Raw genomic sequence first — 7,802 nt, forward strand, 5'->3', positions numbered from 1 at the left:
ACCGCCGGCGGTGAGGGCCGGCCGTCGCGCTGGTCGCCGCTGGTCACAGCGAGCGGTCGATCACCGCGAGGACCAGGCACAATGCCGCCGCCGCCAGCATGAACGCGGCCAGATTGTGCAGTCCCGCGATGCCGGAACCCGGGGTGAGGAACGCGCCACTCACCGCCGCCGACCCGATCGCGCCGAAATAGGAGAAGGTCCGCATCAGGCCCGCCGAGGAACCGATGCGCTCCGGCTCGGCCTGGTGGTAGAGGGCGTTCTGGTTGGCCAGATTGTTGAGCCCCTGCGGGATGCCGTTGATGACGGCCGCGCCGACCAGCAACCACAGGGCGGTGCCGGAGTGCAGGGTCAGCAGCAGCACCGTCATGACCACCTGGCAGGTGCAGCCGACCAGCAGCTTGCCGCGAATCTCGGGACGCCGTCCGGTGAACGCGGAGACGCCGATCGCGGTGGCCGACATGGGCAGCAGGATCAGGCCCGCCCCGGCGGCGGAGAGGCCGCGCCCCTCCTCCAGCCACTGGGTGAAGCCGTACAGGAAGCAGTAGCCGACCAGGGCGGTCAGCAGGGTGCGGGTGTAGGTGGCCAGCAGCGGGACATTGCCCGCGAGCAGCCGCACATCGAGGAAGGGCCGCTCGGCCCGCCGCTCCCGCCACACCAGCCCGGCCCCGGCGGCGATCGCCGGCACCGGCAGATACCAGTGCGCCGCTTGCGGTTTCATCAGGAAGAACAGGAAGCTGATCAACATCGTCGCGAACAGCCCGATTCCGGGCAGGTCGAGATCCGACCACCGGCCGCCGTGCGGCGCATCGGTTCTCGCTATCCGCCGCCATCCGATCACCAGGCAGACCAGTGCCAGTGGCAGATTGACCGCGAACGTCGCCCGCCACCCGCCGAGATGGATCAGGAGACCGCCCAGTGTCGGGCCGATGACGGCAATGGTCTGAGTGGCCACGGCCAGGGCGGTCAGCACCCCCTGGGGACCGTTCTTCCCGGTGCGTTCGGACTCGCTGCGGATCAGGTACATGGATGCGGGATAGCCCGCGCACGTGCCGAATCCGAGAATCACCCGCGCCAGCACCAGCACCCAGAGACTCGGTGCGACCATGCCCAGCAGGCCGGCGAATCCGGTGAGCGCGGCGCCGCCGAGATACAGCCGCCGCGGCCCGTGGAGATCGATGAGCCGCCCCACCACCGGCTGCCCGATGGCGGTGGCCAGGTACAGCGCCGACACCAGCCACGCGGTCTCCGACGCCGGCGCGCCGAACGCCACACCGATCGGCACCAGCGAGACCGCGATGATGGACGAATTGATCGGGTTCAGGATCGAGCTGGTGATCATGGGCACCAGCAGCCGCCGGTCGAACCCGTCGGGCGGTCGCTCCCGGGTCCGCCGGTGCAGCGTGGAGATCATTGCGGCCCGAGTCTCTCCAGCAGCTCCAGCGCCGCCAGCAGCGTCTGCCGCTCGGCCTCGGTGTACTTCTCCTCGAGCGCGGTGGTGAGCCATTCCTGCCCCGCCCGGCTGCGACCCGCCATCAGCTCCCGCCCGGCCGGGCTCAGCGAAACCAGTTGCCGCCGGCCGTCTTTGGGATCGGGCCGCCGCAGCACGAAGCCGCGGTCACTGAGAATGGCCAGGTGGGTGGCGATGGCCTGCGGCCGCACCCGCTCCGCGGCGGCGATCTCGCTGGCGGTGGCATCACCGTTCTTCAACCGGCTCAGCACCGACAGCTGCGAGGGCGTCAGCTCCACATTGTCCGACGCCTCGAGGAACCGCCGCCGCAGGCGGCTCACCAGCACGCGCAGTTCCCGGGCCGCCCGGGCCGAGGACGCGGACAGGATCGCGGGGGCATCGGTCATGCCTCGACCCTAGATAGACAATCCAGATTGCGCAATTGAAATTGAACAACCTGAATTGTCTATCTCGCCACGGTCGGCCGGTCAGGCGGCGGCGGGCTCGGCGTCGAGGTACTCCTCACGGATCTGCTTCGGCCCGAACGGCCAGGTCTTCTCCACCCGCGACCAGAGCAGGAAGGCCGCGATACCCAGGGCGGTCCAGGCCATTGACCACTCGATCGGGTGCACGCCCGGATTCGCCTTGTCGGCGTACCCGTAGATGACCGCCCAGCCGATGGCCGCCACGACCGCCGGCAGCGGATACAGCAGCATCCGGTAGGGCCTCGCGAGCCCGGGCTGCCGTCGCCGTAGGACGGCTACGGCCGCGATCTGCGCGAAGGCCTGCACGATCACCATGACCGTGGTCAGCAGTGAGATCAGCACCGCCAGTGGGGGATGGGTGGCCGAGGCGCCGACATGCCGGGCGAAGACGAACCCGGCCGCGGTGATCGCACCCATCACGATCAGCCCGGGCATCGGGAACTCGTGTTCGGGGTGCAGCCGTCCGAAGGATCGGAAGAACACCCCGTCGCGAGCGGCGTCGAACGGTACGCGCGAGCCGCCGAGCAGTCCGGCGAAGACCGAGGCGAAGGCGGTGACGAGAATCAGCACGGTCACCACATCGGCGGCACCCTTTCCGAAGGTCTTCTCCAGCACCGCCGACGCAACCGATTGTGAGGCAACGTTGTTCGGGTCGAGCATGTCGTGCCAGTCGATGACACCGAGCACACCGATCTGCATGGCGAGATAGATGACCATGACCGCGAGCACCGCGTAGATGATCGAGCGGGGAAGGACCCGCCCCGGACTCTTCAGCTCCGCACCGATGTATGCGCTGGTGTTGTAGCCCAGGTAGTCGTAGATGCCGATGGTGAGCCCGGAGGCGAAGCCCAGCCAGAAGCCGCCCCGACCGAAATCGATGGCATGGTCGGGCCAGGTGAATGCCATGCTCGGATGAAAGTGGGTGAACGCGGCCAGGATCACCGCGGCCACCGACACGATCATGACCGCCCACATCACCACGGTGATGCGGCCGATGGAATCCACCCGCCGCCACAGCAGCACCACGACCAGCGCCACCGCCGCGAGCCCGACGATGTCACCCTGCCCGGTGGTCATGGACGGCCACAGATAGGTCAGGTACTGCACGAGTCCCTGCACCCCGGTCGACATGATCAGCGGAATGAAAAGGATCGCGGTCCAGACGAACAGGAACGGCATGAGCCGTCCCGTGCGGTACTGGAACGCCTCGCGCAGATACACATAGGTGCCGCCCGCGCCCGGCATGGCCGCGCCGAGTTCGGCCCAGATCAGGCCGTCGGCCAGCGCCAGCACCGCGCCGGCGACGAATCCGATGACAGCGTGCGGCCCGCCGAAGGCCGCGACCATGAGGGGGATGGTGACGAAGGGTCCGATGCCGACCATCTGGCTCATATTGATGGTCGTGGCCTGGAACAGGCCGATTCTTCGGGGGAGGGTGCGGGGGCCGGTCATGGCTGCCTCCGGGTCGCGCAGGGGAGGGCGTATGGGTTTTGTAAAGTTAAATTCCTTTACTATCGGAGTCAAGGGCTGCGGCCGATTGTTTACAGTCGGCTCGGTGACGCATCAGGATCGGACGGTCATGGACGAACTCCCTTGGAACAGGCAGCGTTTGCGCAGCAACAACGAGTGGTTGCTGCTCGAGCAGCTGCGCACCGCCGGACCCAGCTCGCGCGCCCAGCTCGCCCGTGACACCGGCCTGTCCAAGCCCACCGTGTCCAGCGCCCTTGCCGCGCTGCAGGAGCACGGGCTGGTGCGGGAGGTCGGGACGGTCGTCCCCGAGCGCGGGCGGACGGCGGTGCTGTACGAACCGGATCCGACCGCGGGCTATGTGCTCGGCATCGATGTCGGCCGCGCGTTCCTGCGGACCGCCGTGGCCGATCTGTCGGGAAGAGTACTGTCCCGCACCGACATTCCGAACCGTGCGCGCACCGCCACCGCCCTCGCCCGGACGACGGCCGGGGCCGTGCGCGAAACCCTGAGCGACGCCGCGATTCCCGTGGACCGTATCGTCCGCACCGTCCTCGGCAGCCCCGGCGTCTTCGATCCCCAGGACGGCCGGATGCACTACGCCGTCAACCTGCCCGGGTGGGGCCGTGTGGGCCTGCTCGACGAATTACGCGACGCTTTCGGCGTTTCCGAGCTGTCCGTCCACAATGACGCCAACCTCGCCGCTCTCGGCGAGTACGCCCTCGGCGGCGGCCGCGGCAGCCGCCTGTTCGTCTACGTCCTCATCGGCACCGGCCTCGGCGTCGGAATCGTCTCCCAGGGCGAGCTTTTCACCGGCGCCCATGGCGCGGCCGGCGAAGTAGGCTTCCTTCCCGCCGCTTTCGGCGATACCGCCGCCGGCGTCTCCCGGCGTGGCGCCCTCGAGGAGGCCGTCACCGCCGACGCCGTGGTCCGCGCCGCCCGCGCCCGCGGCATGACCGGCCGCCTCACCGCCAAACGCGTCTTCGATGCCGCCCGCGCCGGCGACGCCATCGCCACCGAGGTGGTCCGCCAGGAAGGCGAACGCATCGCCCTGGTGGTGGCCGCCGTCACCGCGGTCCTCGACCCCGATGTCATCGTGGTCGGCGGCGGCCTCGGCCGCAGCGCCGACCTACTGCTCGACCAGGTCCGCGCGGCGCTGCAACGGACGACCCCGCTGCGCCCCACCGTCCGTCCGAGTGAACTGGGCGACGACGCCGTGCTGCTCGGCGCCATCGCCACCGCCCTGCGCACCGCCCGCCCCTTGGTCTTCGACCGCAGAACCCCGGGCAGCCACTGACGCCGGACTGCTCCGGCGGGCTGGATCGTGAACCTGGCCACAAGGCGACCGGGCTCGCATAGCTGCGGGCTTGCCGGTTGGTCTGGACGTTTCGGGTTCGGGCTGGTCGCGGCGTGTCGCGAAGGGCACGCTGACGCCGGTTGCGGAGGGGGGTGTGCGGTCAACGGCGGGTAAGCGCGCTGGTAGGGTGACCGCTCGAAAGACATCCTTTAACGGACCGTCCCGTGAGGCGGGGAAGGAGGTCGGCATGGCTGTGCCCGAAGACCGGGCGGCCAAGTCGAGCGCTGCCGAGGTCTCGCAGCGGCACGACCCGGACCGGGTCCAGACCGGACGCGAGCTGCTCTCGGATTCGGATGTGGGCCGGACCATCGCGCGCATGGCGCACCAGATCATCGAGAAGACGGCTCTGGACTCCGGCGACCCCCAGGTTGCTCGTGTGGTGCTGATCGGAATCCCCACCCGCGGAACCACTCTCGCCCATCGCCTGGCCGGCCGGATCGAGGAATTCTCCGGTGTCCGCCCCGCGATCGGCTCCCTGGACATCACCCTGTACCGCGACGATCTGCGCTCCAAGCCGCACCGTCCGCTCGAGCGCACCTCGGTGCCCGAGGGCGGGATCGAGGACGCGCTGGTGGTGCTGGTCGACGATGTGCTGTTCTCCGGTCGCACCGTGCGCTCCGCGCTGGACGGCCTGCGCGATCTGGGCCGCCCCCGCGCGGTGCAGCTGGCGGTGCTCATCGATCGTGGCCATCGCGAACTCCCCATCCGCGCCGACTATGTCGGCAAGAACGTTCCCACCGCCCGCACCGAGGACATCTCGGTGCTGCTGCGCGAGCACGACGGACGCGACGGTGTCTACCTGCGTCAGGAAGGTGACAACCAGTGAAGCACCTGCTGTCGGTCACCGACCTGGACCGGGACGCCGCCACCGGCCTGCTCGACGAGGCCGAGCGGTTCGAGCAGGCGCTGCTGGGCCGGGAGGTCAAGAAGCTGCCGACGCTGCGCGGGCGCACGGTCATGACCGTGTTCTTCGAGAACTCCACCCGCACCCGCGTGTCCTTCGAGGTCGCGGGCAAGTGGATGAGTGCCGACGTCATCAATGTCAGCGCGTCGAGTTCCTCGGTCTCCAAGGGCGAGTCGCTGCGCGATACCGCGCTGACCCTGCACGCGGCGGGCGCGGACGCGCTCATCGTGCGGCACCCGGCATCGGGCGCGGCCCATCAGATCGCGCGCTGGTTCGCCGAGATGAACGAGGCCGCAAGCGGTTACGCCGGTCCCGGCCCCGCGATCATCAATGCCGGCGACGGCACGCACGAGCACCCGACCCAGGCGCTGCTGGACGCGCTGACCCTGCGTCAGCGGCTCGGCGACCTGGAGGGCAAGCGGGTCGTGCTGGTCGGCGACATCCTGCACAGCCGGGTCGCGCGCTCGAATGCGTTCCTGCTCAGCACGCTCGGTGCGGAGGTCGTGCTGGTCGCGCCGCGCACGCTGCTGCCGGTGGGCGTGGAAGCCTGGCCGGTGCGGGTCTCGGATTCCCTCGACGCCGAGCTGCCGGGCGCGGACGCGGTCATGATGCTGCGCGTGCAGGCCGAGCGCATGAACGGCGGCTTCTTCCCGTCGGCGCGCGAGTACTCGATCCGGTACGGCCTCAACGAGCGCCGGATGAAGATGCTCGACGAGCACGCGGTGGTGCTGCATCCCGGACCCATGCTGCGCGGCATGGAGATCGGCTTCTCCGTGGCCGATTCCCCGAAAGCGGCTGTGCTGCAACAGGTCAACAACGGAGTCCATATGCGCATGGCGGTGCTGTTCCGCCTGCTGGTCGGAACCGACGAGGTGGTCGCGTGATCGGGTCAGGCCCGGAGGCGTCGCTCCTCCTCCCCGTGCTTGCCTGCGTAACCACGGAGGGCCCCCGATCGCGCGGAAAGGAGACAGCATGAGCGTCCTGATCAAGAATGTCCTTCTCTACGGCGAAGGCGATGCGGTCGACGTGTTGCTGGCCGACGGTGAGATCCGCGAGATCGGTGCCGGCCTGACCGCCCCGGACGCCGAGATCGTCGACGGCAAGGGGCAGTTCCTGCTGCCCGGCTTCATCGACCTGCACACCCACCTGCGCGAGCCGGGCCGCGAGGACACCGAGACCATCGAATCCGGTTCCGCCGCAGCGGCTCTGGGCGGCTACACCGCGGTGTTCGCCATGGCCAACACCAGCCCGGTCGCCGACACCGCGGTCATCACCGACCACGTGTGGAAGCGCGGCCAGGAGGTCGGCCTGGTCGACGTGCACCCGGTGGGCGCGGTCACCGTCGGGCTCGAGGGCAAGCAGCTCGCCGAAATGGGCACCATGGCCGCCGGAGTCGGTGGGGTGCGCATGTTCTCCGACGACGGCCACTGCGTCTACGACCCGCTGATCATGCGCCGCGCCCTCGAATACGCGAACTCGCTGGGCGTGCTCATCGCCCAGCACGCCGAGGAGCCGCGTCTGACCAAGGGTGCGGTCGCGCACGAGGGCCCGACCGCCTCCCGCCTGGGCCTGGCCGGCTGGCCGCGCGCCGCCGAGGAGTCCATCGTGGCCCGCGACGCGCTGCTGGCCCGCGATGCCGACGCCCGCGTGCACATCTGCCACGCCTCCACCGCCGGCACCGTCGAACTGCTGAAATGGGCCAAGGCCCAGGGCATTTCGATCACCGCCGAGGTGACCCCGCACCACCTGCTGCTCGACGACTCGCGCCTGGAGACCTACGACGCGGTGAACCGGGTGAACCCGCCGCTGCGCGAGGCCTCCGATGTGGCCGCGCTGCGGCAGGCCCTCGCCGAGGGCGTCATCGACTGCGTCGCCACCGACCATGCCCCGCATGCCGACCAGGACAAGTGCTGCGAGTTCGCGGCCGCCCGTCCCGGCATGCTGGGTCTGGAGACGGCGCTGTCGATCATCGTGGAGACCATGGTGAAGCCCGGACTGCTCGACTGGCGCGGTATCGCGCAGGTGATGAGCGAGAACCCGGCGCGGATCGTGGGCCTGGACGATCAGGGCCGGCCGCTCGCGGTCGGCGAACCCGCCAACCTGGTGCTGATCGACCCGGCCGCCGAATGGACGGTGGAGGCG

General features: G+C 69.6%; 6 protein-coding genes and 1 pseudogene. 4 read left to right on the forward strand and 3 right to left on the reverse strand.

Annotated elements, in window-relative coordinates:
* Nucleotides 1-43: 43 nt before the first annotated feature.
* The 3 genes from ACFXN1_RS01795 to ACFXN1_RS01805 all read right to left on the reverse strand — a co-directional run bounded on the left by ACFXN1_RS01795 (nucleotide 44) and on the right by ACFXN1_RS01805 (nucleotide 3,384).
* Nucleotides 44-1,411, reverse strand: coding sequence for an MFS transporter (locus ACFXN1_RS01795; RefSeq protein ID WP_379463470.1), 1,368 nt, complete (start codon nucleotides 1,409-1,411; stop codon nucleotides 44-46).
* Entirely contained in the window at nucleotides 1,408-1,854 is a 447-nt protein-coding gene (locus tag ACFXN1_RS01800; RefSeq protein ID WP_379440058.1) for a MarR family winged helix-turn-helix transcriptional regulator, read from the reverse strand. Before ACFXN1_RS01800 ends, ACFXN1_RS01795 begins: the two co-directional genes overlap by 4 nt.
* 81 nt (nucleotides 1,855-1,935) lie before the next feature.
* Nucleotides 1,936-3,384, reverse strand: coding sequence for an APC family permease (locus tag ACFXN1_RS01805; protein WP_379440059.1), 1,449 nt, complete (start codon nucleotides 3,382-3,384; stop codon nucleotides 1,936-1,938).
* 103 nt (nucleotides 3,385-3,487) lie between these two features.
* Here ACFXN1_RS01805 and ACFXN1_RS01810 point away from each other — a divergent pair, with 103 nt between their 5' ends.
* From ACFXN1_RS01810 to ACFXN1_RS01825, 4 genes and pseudogenes are all read left to right on the forward strand, one after another.
* Nucleotides 3,488-4,696: an ROK family protein gene (locus ACFXN1_RS01810; protein ID WP_379440061.1), complete on the forward strand. Its 1,209-nt coding sequence runs from the start codon at nucleotides 3,488-3,490 to the stop codon at nucleotides 4,694-4,696.
* 247 nt (nucleotides 4,697-4,943) lie between these two features.
* Nucleotides 4,944-5,582, forward strand: coding sequence for a bifunctional pyr operon transcriptional regulator/uracil phosphoribosyltransferase PyrR (gene pyrR, locus ACFXN1_RS01815; RefSeq protein ID WP_379400469.1), 639 nt, complete (start codon nucleotides 4,944-4,946; stop codon nucleotides 5,580-5,582).
* Nucleotides 5,579-6,544, forward strand: a complete 966-nt coding sequence (locus ACFXN1_RS01820) for an aspartate carbamoyltransferase catalytic subunit (protein ID WP_379400468.1) — start codon at nucleotides 5,579-5,581, stop codon at nucleotides 6,542-6,544. The genes pyrR and ACFXN1_RS01820 overlap by 4 nt, the downstream gene beginning before the upstream one ends.
* Nucleotides 6,545-6,632: 88 nt before the next feature.
* Nucleotides 6,633-7,802 (forward strand): annotated as a pseudogene (locus ACFXN1_RS01825) (dihydroorotase); the annotation flags it as partial.

Origin of the sequence: Nocardia sp. NPDC059154 (genome assembly GCF_042755705.1) — a bacterium.
Lineage (GTDB): Bacteria > Actinomycetota > Actinomycetes > Mycobacteriales > Mycobacteriaceae > Nocardia.